Source organism: Agrococcus lahaulensis DSM 17612, assembly GCF_000425105.1.
GTDB classification, from domain to species: domain Bacteria; phylum Actinomycetota; class Actinomycetes; order Actinomycetales; family Microbacteriaceae; genus Agrococcus; species Agrococcus lahaulensis.
Window position 1 is genome coordinate 32,375 of sequence record NZ_KE384304.1, and the last position, 22,914, is coordinate 55,288.

Consider the following 22,914-nt stretch of genomic DNA (forward strand, 5'->3'; position numbering starts at 1 on the left):
GGGGCTCCTGCATTCGCAGGGGCCCCCGTTCTCGTCGTGCAGCGTGCTGCTGAGGGTCTGCGGCGGAGAGCGCCGCGCATCGATATCGTGCACGGATGCAGCCGAACGACTACGCCGCGCTCTCGAAGGCGCTGACCGGGTGGGCCGCTCAGGCGGACGGCGTGCTCGGCCTCGTGCTCGTCGGCAGCACCGCCGACGGCGCCCGCTCACCCGACGCCTGGAGCGACCACGACTTCTTCGTCGTCGCCGCACCGGGGGCGGCCGAGCAGCTCCGCGCGAGCAGCGCGTGGTTGCCGCCGCGCGGCACCCGGATCGTGCTGCACGAGCGCGACACCGAGCACGGCGCGTGGGTCGTCTTCGATGACGGGCACCTGCTCGAGTACGCCGTCTTCACGCCCGCGGAGCTCGCCCTCGCCCGCGCTGACGCATACCGGATCGCCGTCGACCGCATCGGCGGCCTCGAGTCGCGGCTGCGCCACTCGCTCGAGCCGCCGCGCCGAGACGCGCGTACCACCGCGACCCGGCTGCACCGAGCGCTCCTCGTCGGCGGCGGCCGTGGCGCGCGCGGCGAGCGGCTCGCGGCGCGCAGGCACTTGCTCGACGCCGCCGGAGCGCTCCTCGAGCTCGCGGGAGCGCTGCCCGCGAGCGGCACGGACGCCGACGCGCTCGGCCCTCGTGATCCGCACGATCCGTGGCGGCGCGCCGAGGCAGCGCAACCGGCGATCGCCGCCGAGCTCGAGGCGGCCCTCGCCAGGTCCGACCTCCGCGCCGCGGTGGCGATCGCCGACCTCGCCGCGCGCGTCGCCGGGTCTGCGCCCTGGTGGCCCGCGTCGCTCGCGACCGCCGTGCGCGATCGGCTCGCTGCCGGGCTGTGAGGAGCGCGCGCCCGCGCGTGGGGCGACTAGCCTGTCGGCATGGCAGGGGCGGAGACGAAGCCGACCGACGCGAGCGTCGCCGACTTCCTGGACGCCGCGCAGCCCGCGCGGCGCGCGGAGGACGCGAAGCAGCTCGTGGCGCTCATCCGCGAGGAGACGGGCGCCGAGCCCGTCATGTGGGGGCCGTCGATGATCGGCTTCGGCTCGTTCCGCTACGTCTCCCCCTCCGGCTCCTCGACCGGCGACTGGCCCAAGGTCGCGCTGTCGCCGCGGAGGGCTGCACTCACGCTCTACGGGCTCAAGGACCGCCCGGAGGGCGAGGCGCTGCTGCCGGAGCTCGGCGAGTACACCGAGGGCGCGGGGTGCGTGTACGTCAAGCGCCTCGACGGCATCGACGAGGACGTGCTGCGCAGGCTCGTCCGCATCGCATGGCATCGCGAGCACGACGGGACGCGCGATGCCTGAGGCGGTCGGCACGCTCGGCGCGATCCTGCTGCTCGTCGGCGCCGCGTTCAGCGTCATCGTCTGGCCCGCCTTCCTCCGGCGCGTCGCGCGCGATGAGCGCGCCCGCGACTCGGCGGGGCGGCCGACGAGGTTCCTCACCGTGCACGTGACCCTCGTCGCGATCGCGATCGTCATCGCGATCGCGCAAGCGGTCGCCGGCATCTGGTGGCTCGCCGTCTCCTGAGCCCCGCCGTCCCCGAGCGCGGGGAGCGCGCTCCCAGCCGCGTCGGGTTGGCTGGTCGCAGCGACCGCGATCGCGGCCGCGCGAGAGGAGAGCTGCAGCATGGCTGGATTCGAGGACCTCGCCGACGAGGCGCGCGAGCAGCGCGACGACGAGATGCGGGGCACGCGATCGCCCGCGAACGAACTCATCGGCGCCGATGGCGCCGGCTCGGACGAGACGAGCACCGACCCGAACGTGCCGAGCGCCGATACCGAGGCGACGAGCGGGGCCTGGGCCGCCGCTGATCACACAGGCTCGGAGGAGGGCGGCGACGGCTTCGGGCCCGAGGGCACCCGCTCGCCCGCGACCGAGCCCGAGGCGATGGGCACGGGCGAGGCCGGCGACGCAGACGTCGAGGCGAGCGGCTTCGGCGACCCCTTCGACGGCGGCGCCGTCGACGTGCGCGGCGACTGACTGATGCCGCTCCCAGCCGGCGGTGCTTGGCTGGGAGCGGAGCCGGCGCACCGGTGCCGGCCGTGACCTGGAGGTGCGAGCATGGCAGACAGCCCCATCCGCGACGGCGGCGACCAGCCCCTCGACGACGAGCCCAAGCGCCCCGACGGCACCGACCCGCTCGACACGGTGCCCGTTCGCCGCGGCGGCGACCACCCGCCGGAGGACGACCGCCAGCTGCCCGCGGGCGGCGAGCCGGGCCTGCCCTACCCGAACGCGGACCGCGACGGGCAGTCGGACTTCGTCGCCGACGCGACCGGCGAGCGCTACGAGCGCACCGTCGACGAGGGGCTCGAGCGCATCGACGAGCAGCGCGCGCGCATCGAGGAGCTCGAGGCCGAGCAGCCCGGCGCCGCCGTCGGCTCCTCCGGCTCGTCGCTGCAGCCCGGCCCCGGCGCGGCCGCCGTGCCGGGCGGCGCGGTCGGCTCCGGAGACGCGGGCGTCGCTGAGCCCGACCCGGCCACGCCCGACCCGACCGCGCCCGGAGCGCCCGCGGCGCCGCAGGGCCCCGGCACGCTCGATCCCGCCGCCCCGGTCGGGGATCCGGCAGGCGATGCGAGCGCCCTCGACGACATCGACCGGGCGCAGCCCTGAGGGGGAGACGTGCAGCACGACGACATCGAGCCCATCGACGGCATCGAGGACATCGAGGAGCCCGAGCGCTCCCGCGACGACGACGAGGCGCCGGAGCTCGCGCTCGACGCCGACGTCCCTGATGGGATCTCGGGTGACCTCTCGGGGCGCTCGTACGACGAGCTCTCGGACCTCGCGCGAGCCGCGATCGAGCGCGACGACGCGACCGCCAAGCCGGAGCACGAGCCCGACGACGCGGCGGCCGCGGTCGTCGAGACCTCGGAGCCCCCGGGCCCGGACGCCGATGAGCGACCGGTCTGACGTCGAAGACGTCATGGGACGCCCGGTGACGCACGGCGACGCCGTGTGACGCGGCGTGACGCGGCGGGCTGAACGGCCCGCCGCGTCCGTGCGAGCGTGTGGATCCCGAACCGAAGGAGCACCGCATGCCCGTCACCACCGCATCCACCGTCACCGTCACCGCCGCCGAGCGCGAGGAGCGCCTCGAGCACGCCGAGCGAGCGTGGGGCGACCGGCTCGCCGCCGATTCCGGCACCGCGCGCCTCGCGGTCGCCGCGACGGGTGAGCCCCAAGGCGCCGTCGCGACCCGCGTCACCGCCGGCCGGCACTCGTGGGTCATCGACGAGCCCGCGGGCCTCGCGGGCGACGACGCCGGCGCGAGCCCCGTCGAGGCGGCGCTCGGTGCCCTGCTCGCGTGCCAGACGGTCGTGTACCGCCTCTACGCTCAGCGGCTCGGCGTGACGATCGACCGGCTCGAGCTGCGCGCGGAGGGCGACCTCGACGTACGCGGCCTCTTCGGCGCCGACGACGTGCGGCCCGGCTTCGCAGGCGTGCGCGTCGTCGTCGACATCGACGGGCCGCACGAGCGCGAGCGCTTCGAGGAGCTGCAGCGCGTCGTCGACGCTCACTGCCCCGTGCACGACCTGTTCTCGAACCCGACGCCGATCGAGACCCGCCTCGCCTGAGCGGGGCGAGTCGCTCAGCCGCCGCCGAGCCTCCGCGTGAGCTCGGCGGCGGCATCGGCGCAGCGTGCGCCGAGCACCGCCCAGTCGCCCGCAGCGGCGTCGGCGAGCCGGAACGTCAGCCCGACCGCGGCCGCGGGGTGCCCCGCCGCATCCCGCGCGGCGGCCGCGACCGAGCCGTAGGACGCATCCACCTCGCCCTCCTCGATCGCGAAGCCGCGCCGGCGCACGGCCGCGAGCACCGCGGTGAGCGCCGCGCGCGTCGCCGGCCGCTCGCCCTCGAGGTCGCGATCGTGCGGCAGCAGCGCCCGCACCTGGTCGGGACCGAGCGCGGCGAGCATCGCCCTGCCCGTCGCGGTGCGCACCGCCGGCAGCCGCACGCCGACGCGCGAGACCGTCACGGGCGAGCGGCGCCCCTCGCCGCGACCGGCGTAGGCGACGTCGCGGCCCGAGAGCACGGCGAGGTGGCTCGTCGCAGGGAGCCCCGCGGCGGTGACGAGCCGGTCGAGGATGGGCTGCGCGAGCCGCTCGAGCCGCGTCGCCGCCGCGACCCTCGAGCCGAGCTGCTGCACGCGCGCGCTCGGCCCCCACGCGCCGAGCTCGGGGTAGTGCACGAGGAAGCCCTCCTCGCGCATGACCTGGAGCAGCTGGTACGCGCTCGAGCGCGGCAGCCCCAGCTCGCGCGCGATCGTCGCGGCCCGCACGGGACCGGGCTGCTCGGCGAGCAGCGCGAGCACGCGCAGGGCGCTGCGCGCCGCCGGCATCCTCGGGGCTCCCACCGTGCCGCCTCCCGCATCCGAGTCTGAGATCTCAGACACCAGTATGCGGCGAGCGGATGCGCCGAGCGGTCGAGCGCGCTGGGATGGGGTCGTGGCAGTGGTCATCGGCGACAACCCCCTCACCCGACGCGAGGTCGTGCAGGTCGCGCGCTTCGACGCCCCCGTGGCGCTCAGCGACGCGGCGCTCGCGCGCATCGACGCGGCGCGCGACGTCATCGACGCGCTCGCGGCCGACGAGCGGCCCCACTACGGCATCTCGACCGGCTTCGGGGCGCTCGCGAACACGGCGATCGCGCCCGGCGACCGCACGCGCTTGCAGCAGTCGCTCATCCGCTCGCACGCCGCCTCGAGCGGCGAGGCGGTCGAGCGCGAGGTCGTGCGCGGCCTCATGCTCCTGCGGCTCCAGACGCTCGCGACGGGCCGCACGGGCGTCCGCCGAGCGACCGCCGAGCGCTACGTCGGCATGCTCAACGCCGGCATCACGCCGGTCGTCGGCGAGTACGGCTCGCTCGGCTGCTCGGGCGACCTCGCGCCGCTCTCGCACGTCGCGCTCGCGGCGATGGGGGAGGGGGTCGTCGAGCTCGGCGGCGAGGTGATGGATGCGTCGACCGCGCTCGAGCGCGCCGGGCTCGCTCCCGTCGTGCTCGCCGAGAAGGAGGGGCTCGCGCTCGTCAACGGCACCGACGGCATGCTCGCGATGCTGTGCCTCGCGCTCGCCGATCTCGACGAGCTGCTCGACGCGGCCGACCTCGCCGCGGCGATGAGCGTCGAGGGGCTGCTCGGCACTGACGCGCCGTTCGCGCCCGAGCTCATGGCGCTGCGCCCGCATCCCGGGCAGGCGGCGAGCGCGGCGAACATCGCGGCGCTGCTCGAGGGCAGCCCGATCGTCGCGAGCCACAAGGGCCCCGAGGACACGCGCGTGCAGGACGCCTACTCGCTGCGCTGCGCGCCGCAGGTGCACGGCACCGCGCGCGACACCGCCGCCCATGCCGCGCGCGTCGCCGAGATCGAGCTCGGCAGCGCGATCGACAACCCGGTCGTGCTGCCCGACGGCCGGGTCGTCTCGAACGGCAACTTCCACGGCGCGCCGATCGCGGCGGTGCTCGACTTCCTCGCGATCGCGATCGCCGACGTCGCCTCGATGAGCGAGCGCCGCTCCGACCGCTTCCTCGATCCCGCGCGCTCCTTCGGCCTGCCGCCGTTCCTCGCCGACGACCCGGGCGTCGACTCGGGCCTCATGATCGCGCAGTACACGCAAGCCGGCATCGTCTCCGAGCTCAAGCGGCTCGCGGCGCCCGCCTCGGTCGACTCGATCCCCTCGAGCGCGATGCAGGAGGACCACGTCTCGATGGGCTGGGGCGCTGCCCGCAAGCTGCGCCGCGCGATCGACGGGCTCGGCCGCGTGCTCGCGATCGAGGTCATGACGGCGGCGCGCGGCATCGAGCTGCGCGGCGACCCGCCCGGGCCCCGGACCGGCCGCGTCGTCGAGCAGCTGCGCAGGAGCGTGCCGGGCATCGGGCCCGACCGCTTCCTCGCCCGCGACATCGAGGCATCCGTCGCCTTCGTCGTCGGCGGCGGGGCGCTCGTGGCGGCGGACCTGCTCGGCTCGGCCGACGCTTGGGCTCCCGCTGCCGCCGCCGCGCGATGACGCGCTTGCACGACGGAGACGGAACGATCGACAGGGACAGGAGGACGCCATGGAGGGCGCACGAGAGGTGAGGGCGCACCTCGGCAGCGAGCTGCACGCGAAGGGCTGGCCGCAGGAGGCGGCGCTGCGGATGCTGCAGAACAACCTCGATCCCGAGGTCGCCGAGCACCCCGACGAGCTCGTCGTCTACGGCGGCACGGGGCGCGCGGCGCGCGACTGGCGCTCGTTCGACGCGATCGTGCGCGAGCTCGAGTCGCTCGAGGCCGACGAGACGCTGCTCGTGCAGTCGGGGCGGCCCGTGGGCGTCATGCGCACCCACGAGTGGGCGCCGCGCGTGCTCATCGCCAACTCCAACCTCGTCGGCGACTGGGCGACGTGGCCCGAGTTCCGCCGGCTCGAGGCCGAGGGGCTCACGATGTACGGCCAGATGACGGCCGGCAGCTGGATCTACATCGGCACGCAGGGCATCCTGCAGGGCACGTTCGAGACCTTCGCGGCCGTCGCGCGGAAGCTCGGGCGCGAGTCGCTCGCGGGCACCATCACGCTCACCGCGGGGCTCGGCGGCATGGGCGGCGCTCAGCCGCTCGCGGTGACGATGAACGACGGCGTCGCGATCTGCGTCGAGGTCGACCGCTCGCGCATCGCGCGCCGCATCGAGCACCGCTACCTCGACGTCGAGGCGGAGGACGTGGCGGATGCGCTCGCTCGCGCGATCGAGGCGAGGGACGCCGGGCGGGCGCTCTCGATCGGCCTGCACGCGAACGCCGCCGACGTCGTGCCGGCGCTGCTCGCGATGGGCGCGCCGATCGACGTCGTCACCGACCAGACGAGCGCGCACGACCCGCTCGCGTACCTCCCGAGCGGCGTCGCGTTCGACGACTGGACGGCCGAGCGCGAGAGCGACCCCGCGGCCTTCACCGAGCGCGCCCGCGCCTCGATGGCGCGCCACGTCGAGGCGATGGTCGGCTTCCAGCGCGCGGGCGCGGAGGTCTTCGACTACGGCAACTCGATCCGCGCCGAGGCGCAGCTCGGCGGCTTCGCCGACGCGTTCGCGTTCCCCGGCTTCGTGCCCGCCTACATCCGGCCGCTCTTCTGCGAGGGGAAGGGCCCCTTCCGCTGGGCGGCGCTCTCGGGCGACCCCGAGGACATCCGCCGCACCGACGAGGCGATCCTCGAGCTCTTCCCCGACGACGCGCACCTGCACCGCTGGATCCGCATGGCGCAGGAGCGGGTGCACTTCCAGGGGCTCCCCGCGCGCATCTGCTGGCTCGGCGCCGGCGAGCGCCACCGCGCGGGGCTGCGCTTCAACGAGATGGTCGCCGACGGCACGCTCTCGGCGCCGATCGTCATCGGCCGCGACCACCTCGACTCCGGCTCGGTCGCGAGCCCCTACCGCGAGACCGAGGCGATGCGCGACGGCTCCGACGCGATCGCCGACTGGCCGCTGCTCAACGCGCTCGTCAACACCGCCTCGGGCGCGAGCTGGGTCTCGATCCACCACGGCGGCGGCGTCGGCATCGGCCGCTCGATCCACGCGGGGCAGGTGACGGTCGCCGACGGCTCGCCGCTCGCAGCCGCGAAGCTCGAGCGCGTGCTCTCGAACGACCCGGCGATGGGCGTCATCCGCCACGTCGACGCGGGCTACGACGAGGCCGAGCGGTTCGCGCAGCTGCAGGGCATCCCGATCCCCATGCGGCGAGGGGCGTGACGATGGCGACCCTCGTGACCGGCATCGGCGAGCTCACGACGAACGACGACGAGCTGGGCCGGATGCGCGACGCGGCGCTCGTGCTCGAGGGCGAGCTCGTGGCGTGGGTCGGCCCGGCCGCCGAGGCGCCGGCGGCCGACGACGCCGTCGACGTCGGCGGCCGCGCGGTGCTGCCCGGCTGGGTCGACAGCCACACGCACCTCGTCTTCGCGGGCGACCGCACCGCGGAGTTCGAGGCGCGGATGGCCGGCGAGCCCTACGCCGCCGGGGGCATCGCAGCGACGGTCGCCGCGACGCGCGAGGCGAGCGACGCCGAGCTCGCGGCGACCCTCGACCGGCTCGCCGACGAGGCGCTGCGCGGCGGCACGACCGCGATCGAGGTCAAGACCGGCTACGGCCTCACGATCGCCGACGAGGCCCGCTCGGCGCGCATCGCCCGCGGCCGCGCCGACGCGGTCACGTTCCTCGGCGCGCACCTCGTGCCCGAGGGGGCGGATGCCGACGGCTACGTCGACCTCGTCGCGGGCGAGATGCTCGAGGCCGTCGCGCCGCTCGTCGACGCCGTCGACGTGTTCTGCGAGCGCGGCGCGTTCGACGAGGCGCAATCGCACCGCGTGCTCGAGGCGGGGAAGGAGCGCGGCCTCGCGATGCGCGTGCACGGCAACCAGCTGGGCCCGGGCCCGGGCGTGCGGCTCGCGGTCGAGCTCGGCGCGCTGAGCGTCGATCACGTCGCGTTCCTCGACGACGACGAGGTCGCGCTGCTCGCCGACTCGTGGCACGGCGGCCGCGGCACGGTCGCGACGGTGCTGCCCGCGTGCGACCTCTCGACGCGCATGCCGCTCGCGCCCGCGCGGCGGCTCCTCGACGCCGGCGCCGTCGTCGCGATCGCGAGCAACTGCAACCCCGGCTCGAGCTACACGACCTCGATGGCGTACTGCGTCGCGACCGCCGTGCTGCAGATGGGGCTCACGGTCGAGGAGGCCGTGCGCGCCGCGACCCTCGGCGGCGCCGTCGCGCTCGATCGCGACGCGCCCCGCTTCGACCGGCACGGGCAGCCGCTCCCGCCGCTCGGCCGCCTCCGCCCCGGCGCCCGCGCCGACCTGCAGGTGCTCGACGCCCCCTCGGCGACGCACCTCGCCTACCGACCGGGCGTGCCCCTCGTGCACGCGGTGTGGCGCCGCGGCGAAGCGGTCCTCCGCTCGCGCTCCTAGGTTCCTCAGGGACGCGCGCCGTAGTCTCGCGCCATGACGGTGCGACTTCGCGGCCTGTCGACGGCAGTGCCGCCGACGCAGCTCCAGCAGACCGAGGTCGCGGAGGTCTTCGGCGGCCAGCCGGGGCTGAGCCGCCTCGCCCAGCGCATCGTCTCGACCTCCTTCGGCCTCTCGGGCATCGAGCGCCGCTACACCGTGCTCGAGGAGCTCTCGACGAGCGGCCCCGAGGTCGCGGAGCCCGAGTTCTACGACCGCTCGAGCGGGCTCATCCTCGACCCCGGCACGCGGCTGCGCAACGACCGCTACGCCGAGCACGCGACGCGCCTCTACGTCGAGGCCGGCCGGGCGGCGCTCGCGGCGACGCCCGGCATCGAGGCGGGCGACGTCACGCACGTCATCACCGTCTCGTGCACGGGCTTCTACGCGCCCGGGCCCGACTTCGTGCTCGCGCGCGACCTCGGCCTGCCCGCCGGCGTGCAGCGCTACCACCTCGGCTTCATGGGCTGCTACGCGTCGATGCCCGCGCTGCGGCTCGCGGCGCAGCTGTGCGAGGCGGATGCGTCGGCGGTCGTGCTCGTCGTGAGCGTCGAGCTGTGCACCCTGCACCTGCGCACCTCCAACGACCCCGACACGATCGTCGCGACCTCCCTCTTCGGCGACGGCGCCGGCGCCGGCATCGTCACGGCGAGGCCGCTCGAGCCGGGGGAGCGCGCGCTGCGCCTCGACCGCTTCGCGACCCGCACGACGCCCGAGGGCGAGGGCGACATGGCGTGGCGCATCGGCGACCACGGCTTCGAGATGGTGCTCTCGAACGCGGTGCCCTCGCTCATCGGCGAGCACGTGACCGGCGCGATCGAGCCGCTGCTCGAGCCCGAGCCGTCGCTCGTCGAGGCGCTCCGCGGCGGCGACGTCGGCGGGCCGATCGAGCACTGGGCGATCCACCCCGGCGGCCGCAGCATCCTCGACCACGTCGAGTCGACGCTCTCGCTCTCCGAGGCGCAGCTCGAGCCCGCGCGCGACACCCTCCGCGACTTCGGCAACATGTCGAGCGCGACCGTGCTGTTCGTGCTGCAGCGCATCCTCGAGGGCGGGGCCGCGCAGGACGGCGACCGGGTCGCGGCGATGGCGTTCGGGCCCGGCCTCACCGTCGAGTCGGCGCTCCTGACCGTCGAGGGCTGAGGCGTGCTGCCGCAGCTGCGCCGGCGCGACCCCGACGTGCGGGAGGAGATGGACGACCCCGCGTGCGACCCGCGGGCGCTCGAGCGCACCTACGCGCGCTTCGGCATCGTCAACGCCGTCGTCTCGGCGCCCCGCGCCGTCTACCGCGAGTGGGTGCGGCCGCGACTCCGCGCGGGCGGGACGGTGCGGCTGCTCGACGTCGGCACGGGCGGCGCCGACCTCCCGCGCCGGCTGCTGCGCTGGGCCGCCGCCGACGGCGACCTGCGCGTCGTCGCGATCGACCCCGACGCGCGCTCGATCGCGTACGCGCGCGCGCTCCCGCCGGTGCCGGGCCTCGAGCTGCGGCAAGCGACGACGCTCGACCTCGCGCGCGCGGGCGAGCGCTTCGACGTCGTGCTCTCGAACCACGTGCTCCACCACCTCTCGGGCGCCGAGCTGGGCGCGATCCTCGCCGACTCCGAGGCGCTCCTGCGGCCCGGCGGCGTCGCGGTGCACGGCGACATCGCGCGCTCGGCGCTCGCCTACGCCGCGTTCGCCGCGGGCACCGCGCCGTTCCAGCCGACGCTCCTGCGCGGCACCTTCATCCGCGCCGACGGGCTCGCCTCCATCCGCCGCAGCCACACGGCGCGCGAGCTCGCCGCCGCCGCGCCGCCCGGCTGGTGCGTGCGCCGCGGCATCCCGTACCGGCTCGAGCTCGTCCGGCGAGTGCCGTGACCGAGCGCCGCGACGTCGCGATCGTCGGCGGCGGCGCCGCCGGCCTGCTGCTCGGCTGCCTGCTCGCGCAGCGGGGCATCGACGTCGTCGTGCTCGAGCGCCGGGCGTCGCCGTCGCGCAGCTCGCGCGCGATCGGCATCCACCCGCCCGGCCTCCGCGCCCTCGACGCCGCGGGCGTCGGCACCGCCGTGCGAGCCGAGGGGCACCGGGTGCGGGGCGGGATCGCGCTGGCCGGCGGCCGGCAGCTCGCGCGGCTGCGCTTCGACGACCTCATCCACACGCTGCCGCAGCACCGCACCGAGGCGCTGCTGCGCGAGCGGCTCGCGGCGCTCGCCCCCGGGGCGCTGCGGCAGGGCACGGAGGCCACCGGGGTCCGCGCCGCGGCCGACGGCGTCGCGCTCGAGACGGCGGAGGGCCGCGTCGACGCCCGCTGGCTCGTCGGCGCCGACGGCGTCCGCAGCACCGTGCGCGAGCTCGCCGGCATCGGCGTCCGCGCGCACCGCGGCACGGGCCCCTACGCGATGGCGGACGGCCCCGACGGCACGGGCGCGCGCGGCATCGCCCTGCTCCACCTCGAGCGCGACGGCATCGTCGAGTCGTTCCCGCTCCCCGGCGGCGCCCGCCGGTGGGTCGCGCGGCTGCGCGAGCCCGAGCCGACCATGACCGCCGAGCGCCTGCAGGCCATCCTCGCCGCGCGGCTCGCCGAGCCGCCCCGACTGCCGTCCGATGCCCCCGCGAGCGCGTTCGTCGCGCGGCAGCGGCTCGCGACGACGTTCGCGCGCGGCCCGATCGCACTCATCGGCGACGCGGCCCACGAGGTGAGCCCGATCGGCGGGCAGGGCATGAGCCTCGGCTGGCTCGACGCGCTCGAGCTCGATCGTGCGATCGCGGCCGCGGCCGGCCCCGATCCCTTCGCCGCCTACGCGGCGGCGCGGCGGCGCGCCGCCCTGCGTGCCATGCGGCGCGCGGCGTGGAACATGGGCATGGGCGCGCCCGTGCAGCCCGCGGGTCGCGCCGCGCGCCTCGCGCTCGCGCGAGCGCTCGGGCTCCCGCCCGCCCGCGGCGCGCTCGCCGCCGCGTTCACGATGCGCGGGCTCTAGGCCGCGCTCGCCGGGGGCCGCGAGGCGAGGCCCGCGAGCGCCTCGAGCACGCACACGGCGACGAGCCGCACCGTGCGGCCGTCGGGGGCGTCGGCGGATGCGTCGACCTCGGTGAAGTCGATCGAGGTCACCTCGGGTGCCGATGCGAGCGCTCGCACGAGCTGCCGCAGCTGCCACGCGGAGAGGCCTCCGGGGACCGAGGCCGGACAGCCGGGCGCGACGGCGCGGTCGCACGCGTCGACGTCGACGTCGACGTGCACCGGGCCGCCGGCCGCGCCCGCGGCCGCGATCGCCCGCGCGGCGATCTCCCGCATCGAGGCCTCCTCGCACGCATCGCGGCGGACGACGGTGATGCCGGCCTCCGCCGCCCGCCGGGCGTACGCATCCGAGTTCGCGAAGTCCTGGATGCCGATCTGCACGACGCGCCGGCCGTCGAGGCCCGCCTCGAGCAGCCGCCGCACGGGGGAGCCGTTGCTGCGGCCGTCGCGCAGGTCGTGGTGGGCGTCGATCGTGATGAGGCCCGCCGTGCCGATGCGCTCGCCCCACGCGCCGAGCGCGGCCGGCACGGTCGCGGCGTTGTCGCCGCCGAGCGCGAGCACGAGCCGGGCGCGCGCGGCGGCGCGCGCGACGAGCGCCGCGGCGGCCGGCTCGTCGCCGTCGGGGTCGGCCGCGTCGCCCGCGTCGGCGATCCGCAGCGCCGCGGCGTCGGCGCCCTCCGCGTGCGGCGAGCTGCGGCGGAGCGCTGCGCGCACCGCTGCCGGAGTGCCGTGCGCAGCGGTGGGGCTGATCGACGTCGCGTGCGTGCCGAGGCCGACGAGCGCTGCGTCGAGCGCGCCGTCGACCGCATCGATCGCGGGCCAGCCGCCCGCGCGCGGCCAGCTGGGGTCGTGGGGCAGGGCGTCATCGCTCATGCCGCGACGCTAGCAACCCGCACGCGGCTCCCAGCCTGCGCTCGCCCCGCTGTGCTCCCATGGGGGCCCGGCGCCGCGATGGGCGCGGCGCCCCGATCCACGAGGAGGCGCGCATGGGTCTCGACGACCTCGCGAACAAGGGCAAGGAAGCCATGGGCGGCGAGCAGGGCGAGCAGATGAGCGACAAGGGCATCGACGGCGCGGGCGACGCGTTCGACAAGGCCACGGGCGACCGCTTCGCCGAGCACACCGACAAGGCGCAGGAGAGCGCCGACGGCGCCGTCGGCCAGGACGGGCGGCAGTAGGGCGCTCGAGGGCGGGGACGGCTGCGGCTCGTCCCCGCCCTCCTCCATGCCCGGCTGAGCCGAGCCCGAGCGCCCGACGGCCTCGACGCATCCCCCGACTCCCGCCGAACGACGCGGCGCGCGGGGCGACACGCCCGGGTTGCACGGACATTCGCATCCGTGCGAGAATCGTCAGGTTGCAAACGCGGCGCTCTCCGCCGCTCACTGCCCTGCAGTGCACTGGACGATCACGATCCTGGGCCGCGGGCAGCCAACAAGGCTTCACCGTCGCTGAGCAGGGCTCGTCCATGCTCGACGGCGGTGCGCGCTCCGCGAGGGGCATTGACAGAAGAACAGCGGTGCACTGACAGGTGCGTTGCGAGCAGCCGTAGAACGCTGCGTCGACAGGAAGAGAGTCAGCCATGGCGGGACAGAAGATCCGCATCCGACTGAAGTCGTACGACCACGAGGTCATCGACTCGTCGGCGCGGAAGATCGTCGACACCGTGACCCGTGCGGGCGCGACGGTGGTGGGCCCCGTGCCGCTGCCGACCGAGAAGAACGTGGTCGTCGTGATCCGTTCGCCGCACAAGTACAAGGACAGCCGCGAGCACTTCGAGAAGCGCACGCACAAGCGTCTCATCGACATCATCGACCCGACGCCGAAGGCCGTCGACTCGCTCATGCGCCTCGACCTGCCTGCTGACGTCAACATCGAGATCAAGCTCTAAGGAACGCCATGTCGAAGATCATGACGACGCGGGGCCTGCTCGGCACGAAGCTCGGGATGACCCAGGTGTGGGACGAGCAGAACAAGCTCGTCCCCGTCACGGTGCTCGAGATCACGCCGAACGTGGTCACGCAGATCCGCACGCCGGAGAAGGACGGCTACGCCGCGATCCAGATCGCTGCCGGTCAGATCGACCCGCGCAAGGTCAACCAGCCCTCGGCCGGTCACTTCACCGCCGCCGGCGTGACGCCGCGCCGCCACCTCGCCGAGGTCCGCACGGACGACGCCGGCGAGTACGAGCTCGGCCAGGAGCTGAGCGTCGACCTCTTCGCCCCCGGGCAGAAGATCGACGTCGTCGGCACCTCGAAGGGCAAGGGCTTCGCCGGTGTGATGAAGCGCCACAACTTCGCCGGCGTCTCCGCATCGCACGGTGCGCACCGCAACCACCGCAAGCCGGGCTCCATCGGCGCCTCGGCCACGCCGAGCCGCGTCTTCCGCGGCACGCGCATGGCCGGCCGCATGGGCGGCGCCCGCGTGTCGGTGCTGAACCTCACGGTCCACTCGATCGACGTCGAGCAGGGCCTCATGCTCGTCAAGGGCGCCGTCCCCGGCGCTCGCGGTCGACTCGTGTTCGTCCGCAACGCTGTGAAGGGAGCCTGAGCATGACCGCACAGGTCGCCATCGTCAACGCCGAGGGCAAGCAGGCCGGCTCTGTCGAGCTGCCCGCGAGCATCTTCGACGTGCAGACGAACGTTCCGCTGATCCACCAGGTCGTCGTCGCGCAGCTCGCGGCCGCGCGCCAGGGCACGCACTCGGTCAAGGGCCGCGGCGAGGTCTCGGGCTCCGGCACGAAGCCCTTCAAGCAGAAGGGCACGGGCCGCGCCCGCCAGGGCTCGATCCGCATGCCGCAGCACCGCGGCGGCGGCATCGTCCACGGCCCGGTGCCGCGCGACTACGCGCAGCGCACCCCCAAGAAGATGATCGCCGCAGCCCTGCTCGGCGCTCTCTCCGACCGCGCCCGCGGCGGCCGCCTGCACATCGTCGAGGCCTTCGGCGCTGCCGAGGCCCCGCGCACCCGCGTCGCCGTCGAGACGCTCAAGGCGCTCGGCGTCGCGAAGAACGTGCTGGTCGTGCTCGACCGCTCGGAGGAGAACGCGTTCCTCTCGGTGCGCAACCTCACCGAGGTGCACGTGCTCGCGTGGGACCAGCTCAACGCCTACGACGTGCTCGTGAGCGACGACATCGTCTTCTCCAAGACCGCCTTCGAGGCGTTCGTCGCGGCGAAGACCAAGGGGGAGGCGCCCGCCGCCGCGGCCGCCGAGGCAGACAAGGACGAGAACCGATGAGCGGCAACAAGGACCCTCGCGACATCATCATCCGACCCGTCGTGTCCGAGAAGAGCTACGCGCTCATCGACATGGGCAGCTACACCTTCGAGGTCGACCCCCGCGCGTCCAAGACCGAGATCAAGCTGGCGATCGAGAAGATCTTCGGCGTCAAGGTCGCCCGCGTGAACACCCTCAACCGCGTCGGCAAGGCGCGCCGCACCCGCTTCGGCATCGGCAAGCGCAAGGACACCAAGCGCGCCATCGTCAAGCTGAAGTCCGGCTCGATCGACATCTTCACGGCTGTCGGCTGAGGACGGAAGGAACAAGAGCATGGCAATCCGCAAGTACAAGCCGACGACCCCCGGTCGTCGTGGCTCCTCCGTCGCCGACTTCGCTGAGATCACCCGGTCGACGCCCGAGAAGTCGCTGCTGCGCCCGCTGCCCAAGACGGGTGGCCGCAACAACACCGGTCGCATCACGACCCGCCACATCGGCGGCGGTCACAAGCGCCAGTACCGCGTCATCGACTTCCGTCGCAACGACAAGGACGGCGTGAACGCCCGCGTCGCGCACATCGAGTACGACCCGAACCGCACGGCGCGCATCGCGCTGCTGCACTTCGAGGACGGCACGAAGCGCTACATTCTGGCCCCGAACAAGCTCTCGCAGGGCGACGTCGTGGAGTCGGGCGCCGGCGCCGACATCAAGCCGGGCAACAACCTGCCGCTGCGCAACATCCCCACGGGCACCGTCGTGCACGCGATCGAGCTCCGCCCCGGTGGCGGCGCGAAGCTCGCGCGCTCGGCCGGCGCCTCGGTGCGCCTCGTCGCCAAGGACGGTCCCTACGCGCAGCTCCGCCTGCCGTCGGGCGAGATCCGCAACGTCGACGCGCGCTGCCGCGCCACGATCGGCGAGGTCGGCAACGCCGAGCAGTCGAACATCAACTGGGGCAAGGCCGGCCGCAACCGCTGGAAGGGCATCCGCCCGACCGTCCGCGGCGTCGCGATGAACCCGGTCGACCACCCGCACGGTGGTGGCGAGGGCAAGACGAGCGGTGGCCGCCACCCCGTCAGCCCCTGGGGCCAGGCAGAGGGCCGCACGCGCCGCCCGAACAAGCCGAGCGACCAGCTCATCGTCCGTCGCCGCCCCACCGGCAAGAAGAAGCGCTAGTAGGAGAGTCCGATGCCCCGCAGCCTCAAGAAGGGTCCGTTCGTCGACGACCACCTCCTCACCAAGGTGGTTCGGCAGAACGAGGCCGGCAGCAAGAACGTCATCAAGACGTGGTCGCGCCGCTCGATGATCGTGCCGGCCATGCTCGGCCACACGATCGCCGTGCACGACGGTCGCAAGCACATCCCGGTCTTCGTCACCGAGACGATGGTCGGCCACAAGCTGGGCGAGTTCGCGCCCACCCGCACCTTCCGCGGTCACGTGAAGGACGACAAGAAGGGCCGTCGCCGCTGACGCGGCGACGGAGAAGGAGAAGGCAATGGTTGAGTCGATCGCTCGCGTTCGTCACATCCGCGTGACCCCTCAGAAGGCCCGCCGCGTCGTCGACATGATCCGCGGCAAGCAGGCCGAAGAGGCCCTCGCGATCCTGAAGTTCGCCCCGCAGGGCGCCTCGGAGCCCGTGTTCAAGCTCGTCGCCTCGGCGATGGCGAACGCCCGGGTCAAGGCGGACCAGGCGAACGAGTACCTCGACGAGCAGGACCTCTACGTGGCCCGCGCGTTCGTCGACGAGGGCACCACGCTCAAGCGGTTCCAGCCGCGTGCACAGGGTCGCGCGTTCCGCATCAACAAGCGGACGAGCCACATCACCGTCGTGCTCGCGACGCCGACCACGGAGGACGAGAAGTAATGGGACAGAAGGTCAACCCGTACGGCTTCCGCCTCGGCATCACCACCGACCACGTGTCGCGCTGGTTCGCCGAGTCGACGAAGCCGGGGCAGCGCTACGCCGACTACGTCGCCGAGGACGTCCGCATCCGCAAGATGCTGAAGACGAGCCTCGACCGCGCCGGCGTCGCCCGCATCGAGATCGAGCGCACCCGCGACCGGGTCCGCGTCGACATCCACACCGCCCGCCCGGGCATCGTGATCGGCCGCCGCGGCGCCGAGGCCGAGCGCATCCGCGCCGACCTCGAGAAGCTCACCGGCAAGCAGATCCAGCTGAACATCCTCGAGGTCAAGAACCCCGAGGCCTCGGCGCAGCTCGTCGCGCAGGGCATCGCGGAGCAGCTCAGCGCTCGCGTGGCGTTCCGCCGCGCGATGCGCAAGGGCCTCCAGTCGGCGCAGCGCGCCGGCGCCAAGGGCGTGAAGATCAAGGTCTCGGGCCGCCTCGGCGGCGCCGAGATGAGCCGCAGCGAGTCGTACCGCGAGGGCCGCGTGCCCCTGCACACGCTCCGGTCGAACATCGACTACGGCTTCTACGAGGCCCGCACCACCTTCGGCCGCATCGGCGTGAAGGTCTGGATCTACAACGGTGAGCTCACCAACCGCGAGCTCGCTCGCGAGCAGGCGAACCAGAAGCCGCAGCGAGAGCGTCGGGGCCCCCGTCGCGACGCGCCGGCCGCAGCAGGAGTCGAGGCGTAATCATGCTCATCCCCCGTCGAGTCAAGCACCGCAAGCAGCACCACCCGAAGCGCTCGGGCCAGGCGACCGGTGGCACGAAGGTCAGCTTCGGCGAGTTCGGCATCCAGGCGCTCACGCCTGCGTACGTCACGAACCGGCAGATCGAGTCCGCGCGAATCGCCATGACCCGTCACATCAAGCGTGGCGGCAAGGTGTGGATCAACATCTACCCCGACCGTCCCCTCACGAAGAAGCCCGCCGAGACCCGCATGGGCTCCGGCAAGGGCTCGCCCGAGTGGTGGGTCGCCAACGTCAAGCCGGGCCGCGTCCTCTTCGAGGTCGCCGGTGTCGACGAGCAGCTCGCGCGCGAAGCGCTGACGCGAGCCATCCACAAGCTGCCGCTCAAGGCACGCATCATCAAGCGCGAGGAGGCTGACGCATAATGGCGATCGGTTCCAAGGAGCTCATGCCCGCCGAGCTCGCCACCATGGACGACGAGCGACTCGTCGTCGAGCTGAAGCGGGCCAAGGAGGAGCTGTTCAACCTGCGCTTCCAGTCGGCCACCGGCCAGCTGGACTCGCACGGCCGCCTGCGCGCCGTCAAGCGCGACATCGCGCGGCTCTACACCGTGATCCGCGAGCGCGAGCTCGGCATCAGCGCCTCGCCGGCGCCGGTCGAGAAGCCCGCGGACAAGAAGAAGTCGAAGAAGGCCGACGAGGCCGCGACTTCTGAGAAGGACGAGAAGGCTGAGGACAACTGATGGCTAGCACCGAGCAGAAGGACGAGACCGTCCAGCGCGGCTACCGCAAGTCGCGCATCGGCTACGTCGTCTCCGACAAGATGGAGAAGACGGTCGTCGTCGAGGTCGAGGACCGCGTGAAGCACCCGCTGTACGGCAAGGTCATCCGCAAGTCGTCCAAGGTCAAGGCGCACGACGAGCAGAACGCAGCCGGCATCGGCGACCGCGTCCTGATCGCAGAGACCCGCCCGATGAGCGCGACCAAGCGGTGGCGCATCGTCGAGATCCTCGAGAAGGCCAAGTAGGCCTCGGCCTCGAAGGAGATCCAGAATGATCCAGCAGGAATCCCGCATCAAGGTCGCCGACAACACCGGCGCCAAGGAGCTCCTGACCATCCGCGTGCTCGGCGGCTCCGGCCGTCGCTACGCCGGCCTCGGTGACACCATCGTGGCCACGGTCAAGGACGCCATCCCCGGCGGCAACGTCAAGAAGGGCGACGTGGTCAAGGCCGTCGTCGTCCGCACCGTGAAGTCGACGCGCCGCGCCGACGGCTCGTACATCAAGTTCGACGAGAACGCGGCCGTCATCCTGAAGAACGACGGCGACCCCCGCGGCACCCGCATCTTCGGTCCGGTCGGTCGCGAGCTCCGCGACAAGCGCTTCATGAAGATCGTGTCGCTCGCACCGGAGGTGATCTGACCCATGGCCAGCATCAAGAAGGGCGACCTCGTCGTCGTCATCGCCGGCGCGCGCGAGTCGCGCGGCGGCGACCGGGGGAAGACCGGTCGCGTGATCGAGGTGCTGCCCGAGCAGAACCGCGTGATCGTCGAGGGCGTCAACCTCGTCACCAAGCACATCAAGGTCGGGCAGACCAACCGCGGCACCCGCACGGGCGGCATCGAGACCCACGAGGCCCCGATCCACGTGTCGAACGTCGCGCTCGTCGACCCCGAGACCAAGAAGCCCACCCGCGTGCGTCGCGAGGTCAAGAGCGTCGAGAAGAACGGCGTCACGACCACGACGAAGGTCCGCGTCGCGACGAAGTCGGGCAAGGAGATCAAGAGCAATGACTGACACCGCTGTGCGCCTCCCGCGGCTCAAGCAGCAGTACCGCGAGACGATCGTCCCGTCGCTCCGCGAGGAGTTCGGCTACGCGAACGTCATGCAGGTGCCGGGCCTCACGAAGATCGTCGTCAACACCGGCGTCGGCGAGGCCGCGCGCGACTCGAAGGTGATCGAGGGCGCGATCCGCGACCTCACGCAGATCACCGGGCAGAAGCCGATGGTCACGAGCGCCCGCAAGTCGATCGCGCAGTTCAAGCTGCGCGAGGGCATGCCGATCGGCGCGCACGTCACCCTGCGCGGCGACCGCATGTGGGAGTTCCTCGACCGCCTGCTGACGCTCGCCCTCCCGCGCATCCGCGACTTCCGCGGCCTGAGCCCGAAGCAGTTCGACGGCAACGGCAACTACACGTTCGGCCTCCAGGAGCAGTCGGTGTTCCACGAGATCGACCAGGACAAGATCGACCGCGTCCGCGGCTTCGACATCACCGTCGTCACGACGGCGAAGAACGACGACGAGGGTCGCGCGCTGCTCAAGGCGCTCGGCTTCCCCTTCCAGTCCTGACCCATCGGCGCCGCCGGCGCCGAGCACATTCAAGGTCGCTGTCCGCGGAACGGGCAGCGAAACCAGAACGGAGAACATCCATGACGATGACCGATCCGGTCGCCGACATGCTGACGCGTCTGCGCAACGCCAACACGGCGATGCACGACGAGGTCACGCTGCCGTCGTCGACCCTGAAGGCGAACATCGCCGAGATCCTCGAGCGCGAGGGCTACATCACGAGCTGGAAGGTCGAGGACGCGCGCGTCGGCAAGACCCTCACGCTCGGCCTGAAGTACGGCCCCAACCGCGAGCGCGCGATCTCGGGCATCAAGCGGGTCTCGAAGCCGGGTCTGCGCGTCTACGCGCGCTCGACCGAGATCCCCCAGGTGCACGGCGGCCTCGGCGTCGCCATCCTGTCCACGAGCTCGGGCCTCCTCACGGACCGTGAGGCCGAGCAGAAGGGCGTCGGCGGGGAAGTCCTCGCCTACGTGTGGTGAGCTGACATGTCACGAATCGGACGTCTCCCCATCGACATCCCCGCGGGTGTCGAGGTCACGGTGAACGACGGCGTCGTCACCGTCAAGGGCCCGAAGGGCGAGCTGCAGCTGCAGGTCGCGCAGCCCATCGAGGTCGAGGTCGCCGACGGCCAGGTGCAGGTCACCCGGCCCGACGACGAGCGCGAGTCGCGCTCGCTGCACGGCCTCACCCGCACCCTCATCGCGAACGACATCGTCGGCGTGACCGAGGGCTACTCGAAGGCCCTCGAGGTCGTCGGCACCGGCTACCGCGTGCAGGCCAAGGGCACCGGGGTCGAGTTCGCGCTCGGCTACTCGCACCCGATCAGCGTCGAGCCGCCCGCCGGCATCACGCTCACGGTCGAGGGCAACAACAAGGTCACCGTCAGCGGCATCTCGAAGCAGGCCGTGGGCGAGGTGGCGGCGAACCTCCGCAAGCTGCGCAAGCCGGAGCCCTACAAGGGCAAGGGCGTGCGGTACGCGGGCGAGCAGATCCGCCGCAAGGCTGGAAAGGCTGGTAAGTGATGGGCATCGGTACCCGAGGCAAGAGCAAGTCGGCTGCCCGCGGTCGTCGTCACGCACGCCTGCGCAAGAAGATCGTCGGCACCGCGCTGGTGCCGCGCCTCGTCGTCACCCGCTCGGCACGCCACGTGTTCGTGCAGGTCGTCGACGACTCGCGCGGCGTCACGGTCGCGTCCGCGTCGACGATGGAGGCCGACCTCCGCGCCTTCGACGGCGACAAGACCGCGAAGGCCAAGCGCGTGGGCGAGCTCGTCGCCGAGCGCGCCAAGGCTGCCGGCGTCGAGTCGGTCGTCTTCGACCGCGGCGGCAACCGCTACGCCGGCCGCGTCGCGGCGATCGCCGACGGCGCACGAGAGGCAGGGCTGGGACTGTGAGCGAAGAGAACAAGGACACGCAGGTGACGGACACCACGCAGCAGCCTGCTGCTGAGGCCGCGACGACGGCCGACCACCGCGACGAGCCGCGCGAGCAGCGCCGGGGGAGCCGCGACCGCGGCACCCGCAACGAGCGCGGCCGCCGCGACGACCGCACGGAGAACCAGTTCCTCGAGCGCGTCGTCACGATCAACCGCGTCTCGAAGGTCGTCAAGGGCGGCCGCCGCTTCAGCTTCACGGCGCTCGTCGTCGTGGGCGACGGCGACGGCCTCGTGGGCGTCGGCTACGGCAAGGCCCGCGAGGTGCCGACGGCGATCTCGAAGGGCGTCGAGGAGGCGAAGAAGAACTTCTTCCGCGTCCCGCGCATCGGCCGCTCGATCCCGCACCCCGTGCAGGGCGAGGCCGCTGCCGGCGTCGTGCTGCTGCGCCCCGCCGCCGCCGGTACCGGCGTCATCGCGGGTGGCCCCGTGCGCGCCGTGCTCGAGTGCGCCGGCATCCACGACGTGCTGAGCAAGTCGCTCGGCTCGTCGAACTCCATCAACATCGTGCACGCCACCGTGGCGGCGCTGCGGATGCTCGAGGAGCCCCGCGCGGTCGCCGCTCGCCGTGGCCTCGACCTCGACCGCGTCGTGCCCGAGCGGCTCGCGCGCATCGAGGCCGAGTTCGCCAAGCACGAGGCCGAGATCGCGAAGGCGGCATCCAAGTGAGCAAGCTGAAGATCACGCAGATCAAGTCCGTGATCAGCGAGAAGCAGTACCAGCGCGAGACGCTCCGCTCGCTGGGCCTCAAGCGCATCGGCCAGTCGGTCGAGCGCGAGGACAACGAGCAGAACCGCGGTTACGTCAACACGGTTCGGCACCTCGTCAAGGTCGAGGAGATCCAGAATGACTGACAAGAACGAGTCGACCGAGCTCCCGTCGCTCAAGGTGCACCACCTCCGGCCCGCGCCGGGCGCGAAGACCGCCCGCACGCGCGTCGGCCGCGGTGAGGCGTCGAAGGGCAAGACGGCCGGTCGCGGCACGAAGGGCTCGAAGGCCCGCTACCAGGTGCGCGCGGGCTTCGAGGGCGGCCAGCTCACGAGCGTCATGCGCGCTCCGAAGCTGCGCGGGTTCAAGAACCCGTTCCGCACCGAGTACCAGGTCGTCAACGTCGGGCAGCTGCAGTCGCTCTACCCGAACGGCGGCGACGTCACGGTCGCGGACCTGGTCGCCAAGGGCGCCGTCCGCAAGAACGAGCTCGTGAAGGTGCTCGGCGGCGGCGAGCTGAGCGTCGCGCTGACGATCGACGTCGACAAGGTGTCGGCGGCTGCCGAGCAGAAGATCGTGGCCGCAGGCGGCTCCGTCAAGTAAGTAGGCTGAGGGGCGGTCCGTTCGCGGGCCGC

36 protein-coding genes are annotated in these 22,914 nt (G+C 73.2%); 34 read left to right on the forward strand and 2 right to left on the reverse strand.

Translation table 11 applies throughout. The features are described 5' to 3' along the window. Positions 1 to 95 precede the first annotated feature (95 nt). The 7 genes from H508_RS0111670 (at position 96) to H508_RS17955 (ending at position 3,614) form a co-directional block, all read left to right on the forward strand. Complete coding sequence (locus tag H508_RS0111670; protein ID WP_026374193.1) at positions 96 to 875, forward strand: hypothetical protein; 780 nt, start codon at positions 96 to 98, stop codon at positions 873 to 875. A 39-nt stretch (positions 876 to 914) separates the two neighbouring features. Further along, the gene (locus H508_RS0111675; RefSeq protein ID WP_026374194.1) at positions 915 to 1,340 is read left to right on the forward strand and encodes a DUF1801 domain-containing protein; all 426 of its coding nucleotides are present in this window, start codon (positions 915 to 917) and stop codon (positions 1,338 to 1,340) included. After that, entirely contained in the window at positions 1,333 to 1,563 is a 231-nt protein-coding gene (locus H508_RS0111680; protein ID WP_026374195.1) for an SCO4848 family membrane protein, read from the forward strand. The genes H508_RS0111675 and H508_RS0111680 overlap by 8 nt, the downstream gene beginning before the upstream one ends. A 99-nt stretch (positions 1,564 to 1,662) precedes the next feature. Further along, positions 1,663 to 2,016 carry a hypothetical protein gene (locus H508_RS0111685; RefSeq protein ID WP_026374196.1) on the forward strand — a complete coding sequence of 118 codons (354 nt, stop codon included), beginning with the start codon at positions 1,663 to 1,665 and terminating at the stop codon, positions 2,014 to 2,016. 81 nt (positions 2,017 to 2,097) lie between these two features. After that, positions 2,098 to 2,649, forward strand: coding sequence for a hypothetical protein (locus H508_RS0111690; RefSeq protein WP_026374197.1), 552 nt, complete (start codon positions 2,098 to 2,100; stop codon positions 2,647 to 2,649). 9 nt (positions 2,650 to 2,658) lie between these two features. Beyond that, entirely contained in the window at positions 2,659 to 2,949 is a 291-nt protein-coding gene (locus H508_RS0111695) for a hypothetical protein (protein WP_026374198.1), read from the forward strand. 125 nt (positions 2,950 to 3,074) lie between these two features. Next, on the forward strand, positions 3,075 to 3,614 hold the full coding sequence (locus H508_RS17955; RefSeq protein ID WP_026374199.1) for an OsmC family protein: 540 nt from the start codon (positions 3,075 to 3,077) through the stop codon (positions 3,612 to 3,614). Between the two features lie 14 nt (positions 3,615 to 3,628). Here the strand turns inward: H508_RS17955 and H508_RS0111705 are convergent, their stop codons facing one another. Then, positions 3,629 to 4,390: an IclR family transcriptional regulator gene (locus H508_RS0111705; protein ID WP_026374200.1), complete on the reverse strand. Its 762-nt coding sequence runs from the start codon at positions 4,388 to 4,390 to the stop codon at positions 3,629 to 3,631. A gap of 43 nt (positions 4,391 to 4,433) precedes the next feature. Between H508_RS0111705 and hutH the strand changes: the two genes are divergently transcribed. Genes hutH through H508_RS0111735 form a run of 6 tightly spaced genes read left to right on the forward strand, consistent with a single transcriptional unit; the run spans position 4,434 to position 11,950 of the window. After that, positions 4,434 to 6,038 carry a histidine ammonia-lyase gene (hutH, locus tag H508_RS16125; protein WP_051223369.1) on the forward strand — a complete coding sequence of 535 codons (1,605 nt, stop codon included), beginning with the start codon at positions 4,434 to 4,436 and terminating at the stop codon, positions 6,036 to 6,038. 49 nt (positions 6,039 to 6,087) lie between these two features. Then, on the forward strand, positions 6,088 to 7,746 hold the full coding sequence (hutU, locus tag H508_RS0111715; RefSeq protein ID WP_026374201.1) for a urocanate hydratase: 1,659 nt from the start codon (positions 6,088 to 6,090) through the stop codon (positions 7,744 to 7,746). Positions 7,747 to 7,748: 2 nt separating this feature from the next. Further along, a complete protein-coding gene (hutI, locus tag H508_RS0111720; protein WP_026374202.1) occupies positions 7,749 to 8,957 on the forward strand; it encodes an imidazolonepropionase in 1,209 nt (402 codons plus the stop codon). A 33-nt stretch (positions 8,958 to 8,990) separates the two neighbouring features. Beyond that, positions 8,991 to 10,136, forward strand: coding sequence for a type III polyketide synthase (locus tag H508_RS0111725; RefSeq protein ID WP_026374203.1), 1,146 nt, complete (start codon positions 8,991 to 8,993; stop codon positions 10,134 to 10,136). A gap of 3 nt (positions 10,137 to 10,139) precedes the next feature. After that, on the forward strand, positions 10,140 to 10,850 hold the full coding sequence (locus H508_RS17575) for a methyltransferase domain-containing protein (RefSeq protein WP_026374204.1): 711 nt from the start codon (positions 10,140 to 10,142) through the stop codon (positions 10,848 to 10,850). After that, positions 10,847 to 11,950: an FAD-dependent oxidoreductase gene (locus tag H508_RS0111735; RefSeq protein ID WP_026374205.1), complete on the forward strand. Its 1,104-nt coding sequence runs from the start codon at positions 10,847 to 10,849 to the stop codon at positions 11,948 to 11,950. Before H508_RS17575 ends, H508_RS0111735 begins: the two co-directional genes overlap by 4 nt. Here H508_RS0111735 and H508_RS0111740 read toward each other — a convergent pair. After that, positions 11,947 to 12,861 (reverse strand): arginase family protein, encoded by a 915-nt coding sequence (locus H508_RS0111740; protein ID WP_026374206.1) that lies wholly within the window; start codon positions 12,859 to 12,861, stop codon positions 11,947 to 11,949. The two genes, H508_RS0111735 and H508_RS0111740, sit on opposite strands and share 4 nt — an antisense overlap. Positions 12,862 to 12,974: 113 nt before the next feature. Here H508_RS0111740 and H508_RS0111745 point away from each other — a divergent pair, with 113 nt between their 5' ends. From H508_RS0111745 to rplO, 21 genes are all read left to right on the forward strand, one after another. Then, positions 12,975 to 13,166, forward strand: a complete 192-nt coding sequence (locus H508_RS0111745) for an antitoxin (RefSeq protein ID WP_026374207.1) — start codon at positions 12,975 to 12,977, stop codon at positions 13,164 to 13,166. A 401-nt stretch (positions 13,167 to 13,567) separates the two neighbouring features. After that, complete coding sequence (gene rpsJ, locus H508_RS0111750) at positions 13,568 to 13,876, forward strand: 30S ribosomal protein S10 (protein ID WP_021010896.1); 309 nt, start codon at positions 13,568 to 13,570, stop codon at positions 13,874 to 13,876. An 8-nt stretch (positions 13,877 to 13,884) separates the two neighbouring features. Further along, positions 13,885 to 14,535: a 50S ribosomal protein L3 gene (gene rplC / locus H508_RS0111755; protein WP_026374208.1), complete on the forward strand. Its 651-nt coding sequence runs from the start codon at positions 13,885 to 13,887 to the stop codon at positions 14,533 to 14,535. Positions 14,536 to 14,537: 2 nt separating this feature from the next. Beyond that, entirely contained in the window at positions 14,538 to 15,221 is a 684-nt protein-coding gene (gene rplD / locus H508_RS16130) for a 50S ribosomal protein L4 (RefSeq protein ID WP_051223371.1), read from the forward strand. Next, positions 15,218 to 15,514 (forward strand): 50S ribosomal protein L23, encoded by a 297-nt coding sequence (gene rplW, locus H508_RS0111765; RefSeq protein WP_021010893.1) that lies wholly within the window; start codon positions 15,218 to 15,220, stop codon positions 15,512 to 15,514. The genes rplD and rplW overlap by 4 nt, the downstream gene beginning before the upstream one ends. A 19-nt stretch (positions 15,515 to 15,533) precedes the next feature. Further along, a complete protein-coding gene (rplB, locus tag H508_RS0111770) occupies positions 15,534 to 16,373 on the forward strand; it encodes a 50S ribosomal protein L2 (protein WP_021010892.1) in 840 nt (279 codons plus the stop codon). 12 nt (positions 16,374 to 16,385) lie between these two features. Next, on the forward strand, positions 16,386 to 16,667 hold the full coding sequence (gene rpsS, locus H508_RS0111775; RefSeq protein ID WP_021010891.1) for a 30S ribosomal protein S19: 282 nt from the start codon (positions 16,386 to 16,388) through the stop codon (positions 16,665 to 16,667). 25 nt (positions 16,668 to 16,692) lie between these two features. Then, positions 16,693 to 17,061, forward strand: coding sequence for a 50S ribosomal protein L22 (gene rplV, locus H508_RS0111780; protein ID WP_021010890.1), 369 nt, complete (start codon positions 16,693 to 16,695; stop codon positions 17,059 to 17,061). After that, entirely contained in the window at positions 17,061 to 17,795 is a 735-nt protein-coding gene (gene rpsC, locus H508_RS0111785) for a 30S ribosomal protein S3 (protein WP_021010889.1), read from the forward strand. The genes rplV and rpsC overlap by 1 nt, the downstream gene beginning before the upstream one ends. A gap of 2 nt (positions 17,796 to 17,797) precedes the next feature. Further along, positions 17,798 to 18,217 (forward strand): 50S ribosomal protein L16, encoded by a 420-nt coding sequence (gene rplP, locus H508_RS0111790; RefSeq protein ID WP_021010888.1) that lies wholly within the window; start codon positions 17,798 to 17,800, stop codon positions 18,215 to 18,217. Then, positions 18,217 to 18,534: a 50S ribosomal protein L29 gene (gene rpmC, locus H508_RS0111795; protein WP_026374209.1), complete on the forward strand. Its 318-nt coding sequence runs from the start codon at positions 18,217 to 18,219 to the stop codon at positions 18,532 to 18,534. Before rplP ends, rpmC begins: the two co-directional genes overlap by 1 nt. After that, positions 18,534 to 18,818, forward strand: a complete 285-nt coding sequence (gene rpsQ / locus H508_RS0111800; protein WP_021065046.1) for a 30S ribosomal protein S17 — start codon at positions 18,534 to 18,536, stop codon at positions 18,816 to 18,818. Before rpmC ends, rpsQ begins: the two co-directional genes overlap by 1 nt. Before the next feature lie 25 nt (positions 18,819 to 18,843). After that, positions 18,844 to 19,212, forward strand: coding sequence for a 50S ribosomal protein L14 (rplN, locus tag H508_RS0111805; RefSeq protein WP_021010886.1), 369 nt, complete (start codon positions 18,844 to 18,846; stop codon positions 19,210 to 19,212). 3 nt (positions 19,213 to 19,215) lie between these two features. Then, positions 19,216 to 19,587, forward strand: a complete 372-nt coding sequence (gene rplX / locus H508_RS0111810) for a 50S ribosomal protein L24 (RefSeq protein WP_021010885.1) — start codon at positions 19,216 to 19,218, stop codon at positions 19,585 to 19,587. Beyond that, a complete protein-coding gene (gene rplE / locus H508_RS0111815; RefSeq protein ID WP_026374210.1) occupies positions 19,580 to 20,140 on the forward strand; it encodes a 50S ribosomal protein L5 in 561 nt (186 codons plus the stop codon). The genes rplX and rplE overlap by 8 nt, the downstream gene beginning before the upstream one ends. An 80-nt stretch (positions 20,141 to 20,220) precedes the next feature. Next, the gene (gene rpsH / locus H508_RS0111820) at positions 20,221 to 20,619 is read left to right on the forward strand and encodes a 30S ribosomal protein S8 (protein WP_021010883.1); all 399 of its coding nucleotides are present in this window, start codon (positions 20,221 to 20,223) and stop codon (positions 20,617 to 20,619) included. A gap of 6 nt (positions 20,620 to 20,625) precedes the next feature. Next, positions 20,626 to 21,162: a 50S ribosomal protein L6 gene (gene rplF / locus H508_RS0111825; protein ID WP_026374211.1), complete on the forward strand. Its 537-nt coding sequence runs from the start codon at positions 20,626 to 20,628 to the stop codon at positions 21,160 to 21,162. Further along, on the forward strand, positions 21,162 to 21,533 hold the full coding sequence (gene rplR, locus H508_RS0111830; RefSeq protein WP_026374212.1) for a 50S ribosomal protein L18: 372 nt from the start codon (positions 21,162 to 21,164) through the stop codon (positions 21,531 to 21,533). Before rplF ends, rplR begins: the two co-directional genes overlap by 1 nt. Then, on the forward strand, positions 21,530 to 22,240 hold the full coding sequence (gene rpsE / locus H508_RS0111835; protein WP_035254955.1) for a 30S ribosomal protein S5: 711 nt from the start codon (positions 21,530 to 21,532) through the stop codon (positions 22,238 to 22,240). Before rplR ends, rpsE begins: the two co-directional genes overlap by 4 nt. Then, positions 22,237 to 22,425 carry a 50S ribosomal protein L30 gene (gene rpmD, locus H508_RS0111840; RefSeq protein WP_021010879.1) on the forward strand — a complete coding sequence of 63 codons (189 nt, stop codon included), beginning with the start codon at positions 22,237 to 22,239 and terminating at the stop codon, positions 22,423 to 22,425. Before rpsE ends, rpmD begins: the two co-directional genes overlap by 4 nt. Beyond that, on the forward strand, positions 22,418 to 22,882 hold the full coding sequence (gene rplO / locus H508_RS0111845; RefSeq protein ID WP_051223373.1) for a 50S ribosomal protein L15: 465 nt from the start codon (positions 22,418 to 22,420) through the stop codon (positions 22,880 to 22,882). The genes rpmD and rplO overlap by 8 nt, the downstream gene beginning before the upstream one ends. Positions 22,883 to 22,914 lie beyond the last annotated feature (32 nt).

Coding starts and splice junctions, on each gene's coding strand:
- rplB (WP_021010892.1), top strand. CDS start 15,534: ATGGCAATCCGCAAGTACAAGCCGACGACCCCCGGTCGTCGTGGCTCC.
- rplP (WP_021010888.1), top strand. CDS start 17,798: ATGCTCATCCCCCGTCGAGTCAAGCACCGCAAGCAGCACCACCCGAAG.
- hutH (WP_051223369.1), top strand. CDS start 4,434: ATGCGGCGAGCGGATGCGCCGAGCGGTCGAGCGCGCTGGGATGGGGTC.
- rplC (WP_026374208.1), top strand. CDS start 13,885: ATGTCGAAGATCATGACGACGCGGGGCCTGCTCGGCACGAAGCTCGGG.
- H508_RS0111745 (WP_026374207.1), top strand. CDS start 12,975: ATGGGTCTCGACGACCTCGCGAACAAGGGCAAGGAAGCCATGGGCGGC.
- rplO (WP_051223373.1), top strand. CDS start 22,418: ATGACTGACAAGAACGAGTCGACCGAGCTCCCGTCGCTCAAGGTGCAC.
- rpsJ (WP_021010896.1), top strand. CDS start 13,568: ATGGCGGGACAGAAGATCCGCATCCGACTGAAGTCGTACGACCACGAG.
- rplN (WP_021010886.1), top strand. CDS start 18,844: ATGATCCAGCAGGAATCCCGCATCAAGGTCGCCGACAACACCGGCGCC.
- H508_RS0111740 (WP_026374206.1), bottom strand. CDS start 12,861: ATGAGCGATGACGCCCTGCCCCACGACCCCAGCTGGCCGCGCGCGGGC.
- H508_RS0111690 (WP_026374197.1), top strand. CDS start 2,098: ATGGCAGACAGCCCCATCCGCGACGGCGGCGACCAGCCCCTCGACGAC.
- rpsH (WP_021010883.1), top strand. CDS start 20,221: ATGACGATGACCGATCCGGTCGCCGACATGCTGACGCGTCTGCGCAAC.
- H508_RS0111680 (WP_026374195.1), top strand. CDS start 1,333: ATGCCTGAGGCGGTCGGCACGCTCGGCGCGATCCTGCTGCTCGTCGGC.
- rplD (WP_051223371.1), top strand. CDS start 14,538: ATGACCGCACAGGTCGCCATCGTCAACGCCGAGGGCAAGCAGGCCGGC.
- H508_RS0111670 (WP_026374193.1), top strand. CDS start 96: ATGCAGCCGAACGACTACGCCGCGCTCTCGAAGGCGCTGACCGGGTGG.
- rplE (WP_026374210.1), top strand. CDS start 19,580: ATGACTGACACCGCTGTGCGCCTCCCGCGGCTCAAGCAGCAGTACCGC.
- rpmC (WP_026374209.1), top strand. CDS start 18,217: ATGGCGATCGGTTCCAAGGAGCTCATGCCCGCCGAGCTCGCCACCATG.
- rpsS (WP_021010891.1), top strand. CDS start 16,386: ATGCCCCGCAGCCTCAAGAAGGGTCCGTTCGTCGACGACCACCTCCTC.
- H508_RS0111725 (WP_026374203.1), top strand. CDS start 8,991: ATGACGGTGCGACTTCGCGGCCTGTCGACGGCAGTGCCGCCGACGCAG.
- rplF (WP_026374211.1), top strand. CDS start 20,626: ATGTCACGAATCGGACGTCTCCCCATCGACATCCCCGCGGGTGTCGAG.
- rplX (WP_021010885.1), top strand. CDS start 19,216: ATGGCCAGCATCAAGAAGGGCGACCTCGTCGTCGTCATCGCCGGCGCG.
- rplR (WP_026374212.1), top strand. CDS start 21,162: ATGGGCATCGGTACCCGAGGCAAGAGCAAGTCGGCTGCCCGCGGTCGT.
- H508_RS17955 (WP_026374199.1), top strand. CDS start 3,075: ATGCCCGTCACCACCGCATCCACCGTCACCGTCACCGCCGCCGAGCGC.
- hutI (WP_026374202.1), top strand. CDS start 7,749: ATGGCGACCCTCGTGACCGGCATCGGCGAGCTCACGACGAACGACGAC.
- H508_RS0111685 (WP_026374196.1), top strand. CDS start 1,663: ATGGCTGGATTCGAGGACCTCGCCGACGAGGCGCGCGAGCAGCGCGAC.
- H508_RS0111675 (WP_026374194.1), top strand. CDS start 915: ATGGCAGGGGCGGAGACGAAGCCGACCGACGCGAGCGTCGCCGACTTC.
- rplV (WP_021010890.1), top strand. CDS start 16,693: ATGGTTGAGTCGATCGCTCGCGTTCGTCACATCCGCGTGACCCCTCAG.
- rpsC (WP_021010889.1), top strand. CDS start 17,061: ATGGGACAGAAGGTCAACCCGTACGGCTTCCGCCTCGGCATCACCACC.
- rpsQ (WP_021065046.1), top strand. CDS start 18,534: ATGGCTAGCACCGAGCAGAAGGACGAGACCGTCCAGCGCGGCTACCGC.
- rplW (WP_021010893.1), top strand. CDS start 15,218: ATGAGCGGCAACAAGGACCCTCGCGACATCATCATCCGACCCGTCGTG.
- hutU (WP_026374201.1), top strand. CDS start 6,088: ATGGAGGGCGCACGAGAGGTGAGGGCGCACCTCGGCAGCGAGCTGCAC.